This is a genomic window from Paenibacillus sp. AR247, assembly GCF_002968895.1.
Classification (GTDB): domain Bacteria; phylum Bacillota; class Bacilli; order Paenibacillales; family Paenibacillaceae; genus Paenibacillus_AQ; species Paenibacillus_AQ favisporus.
Genome location: NZ_PCZT01000002.1, coordinates 1 through 2,595, shown reverse-complemented (window position 1 = coordinate 2,595; position 2,595 = coordinate 1). Strand labels below are relative to the sequence as shown.

Here is a 2,595-nt window from a genome sequence, read left to right as displayed (position 1 = left end):
CGTCCCAATTGCTGTTCCCGATTGCGGTCCTCATTAACGTCGGAATCAACTTCCGTCTCCTCCCCAAGAACCCCATAAGTATCCTTATTAACCGAGTATTTCCGATCTTCGGTATCATTAAATGTATCCATGTAGATTTTACCTCCTATAGTCTCATGCCCTTTACTCATTTATTTAATTTGCATGCTCAAGGAAAGATTTATACAATCATATTGATTCTTCGCAAGCAGGCATCGGATTTTTGATTTGGGATCTGCTGGGAGTGATAGATGAATAAACGGACGAATTCTGCTGCGGCGCCCTGGCATCCTCATCCGAATACTAGATGAGCTGGGACATCGAGGTGTATTTATTAAGTGTCCCAAATCACTAAGTATCTGCAGATAGAGATTCCATGCGCTCGTCACCCAATTACTCCCATCGTTTGATCCATCATCTCCATAGAATTAAACAAAGAGACTGTCATGGTGACAGCCTCATGGTTAAGTTTATTTAAAAACTTTTATACGTTCTTGTACCGGATTAAATTTCTTGTCACCTGCTGCGGCAGACGGTTTACCGAACGGCATTTGGGCGATCAGTTTCCAACTTTCTGGCAACTCCCATTCTGCATTTACCCGTTCATCAATTAATGGATTGTAGTGCTGCAAGTTTACACCCAGCCCCTCTGCCTCCAACGCCATCCAGATCACCAATTGGTGCATTCCATTGGTTTGCTGTGACCAAATCGGGAAGTGTTCTTGGTAAGAGGGATATTGTTTCATAAAATTATTAATAATTGACTGATCTTCATAGAAAAGGACTGTACCATATCCTTTCCGAAATCCGTTCATTTTTTCCTGAGTAGAAGCAAATTGTTCGGCAGGAACGTATGCTTTGAGAACTTCGGACGTAATATCCCATAACTTGTCATGTTGTTCTCCCAAGAGAAGAACAATACGCGTAGTTTGGTTGTTAAACGCCGATGGTGTATGTTTGACGGTTTCTTCGATTATTTCTTGGATACTTTGATCCGAAATGGGCGATTCTTTGCTAATTCCATAAATGGAGCGCCGTTCGCGTAGTGCAGTCAATAAATCTTTCTCCAAGGTTTTCATGATACCTCTCCTTATCTTATTTTTCCTTTTTTCATCGATTGCATCGGTGACAATTTCTGAAGTGGAAGAGTTGAGCCAGAAAGTATCGATTGAAGTGAATTCGTATATTTGATAAAGTTGGACAAAAAACAGAAGCCCATGAGGATGTTCACCCCCGAAGGATCCAACAACAATTACCAAATTGAATGAAACGAAACTGCTCAACGAACCAATTTGGCAATTGATACTCCCCTGTGACCATGAAGCCCATTTCCTTATGACTCATTCACGAACACGGATGACCGTCTTTCCCTTGACCCGCTCGGTTGCGTTAAAAGCGGCGACGGCATCGTCGAGAGTGGCGATTTGGCCGATGTTCGTCCGCAACCTTCCGTCACGCACTCGCTGGGCGATCTCACTCAGTTGGGCGCGATCGGACACGACAACGAAGTCAACGGCCAGGCCGTTGGCTGGCCGCGCCTCAGGCGGTCCGGCGATGGTCACCAGCATTCCTCCAGCTCGAACCAGACTCGCGGACCGCTTCCCGATGTCACCGCCGAAGACATCGAAAACTAGATCGACACCGCCGACATCTTCCAGTGAGTCGTTCTCAAGGTCTACGAACTCCTGAACACCGAAGTCGAGCGCCATCTGGCGGTGGGCAGCGCGTCCGGTGCCGATGACGTAGGCGCCGGCCTGGCGTGCGAGCTGTACTGCCATCGAGCCGACTGCGCCTGCAGCACCGTGCACAAGGACGCTCTGCCCCGCCCGGAGGTGACCATGTTCGAACAGACCTTGCCAGGCGGTCAGGCCCGTCATTGCGACGCCAGCGCCCACGGTGAAGTCAACATCGCTCGGCAACGGCGCGAGGTTACGTGCCTCAACAACTACATACTCTGCGAGGCTGCCGTCGCGAGTCCAGTCAGTGAGGCCGAATACGCGCTGTCCCACCGACAAGCCGGTTGTGCCATAGCTGAGGGCGGTGACCACTCCGGCCACCTCGTGGCCGGGGATCGACGGCGTCCGGTCCCGCCCGATACGATCGGTCCAGGTCGAGGGCCACGTCAGCTCATCCCAGGTGAATCCCGATGCATGAACCTGAACGACGACATCGCCGTAGCTCGCGCCCGAGAGGCTGGCGAGCCTCGCCGCGTCCGGTTTCGGCCGCTCCACCAGCTTCATCCCGGACATTCCCGCAGCCTCGTCCGTCACCACAATCGCTTTCATTTTCTCTAAGATTTCCATGATACCTCTCCTTACATTTTTCGTTTTTCAATGTTTCAAGTTCCTATGCTTGCGAGACATATTTCATTTTAATCACTACACAAAAAAAGTTATGTAAAGTAAACTACATACTTGAATCGATCCACATGATCTTATAACGTTAAAATAATAAATCACAGTTCTTGAAAGCACCGGAGAGATTAGCGATGATCCCCCGCGTTGGATTATATTTATTTGTCCTTTGCCAGCATAAGCATATTTTATACAGGGAGTCATATCGATAACCGTTCCTCAT

At 48.8% G+C, this 2,595-nt stretch carries 2 protein-coding genes; both read right to left on the bottom strand.

Going from position 1 to position 2,595, the window contains the following annotated elements; all coding sequences use genetic code 11:
- Nucleotides 1–488 precede the first annotated feature (488 nt).
- A complete protein-coding gene (locus CPT76_RS00280) occupies nucleotides 489–1,088 on the bottom strand; it encodes a nitroreductase family protein (RefSeq protein WP_181152672.1) in 600 nt (199 codons plus the stop codon).
- Nucleotides 1,089–1,358: 270 nt separating this feature from the next.
- Complete coding sequence (locus CPT76_RS00275) at nucleotides 1,359–2,321, bottom strand: NADP-dependent oxidoreductase (protein WP_219845370.1); 963 nt, start codon at nucleotides 2,319–2,321, stop codon at nucleotides 1,359–1,361.
- Nucleotides 2,322–2,595 lie beyond the last annotated feature (274 nt).

Excerpts from the sequence above, each read along its gene's own strand:
- CPT76_RS00275 (WP_219845370.1), bottom strand. The coding sequence starts at position 2,321 with ATGGAAATCTTAGAGAAAATGAAAGCGATTGTGGTGACGGACGAGGCT.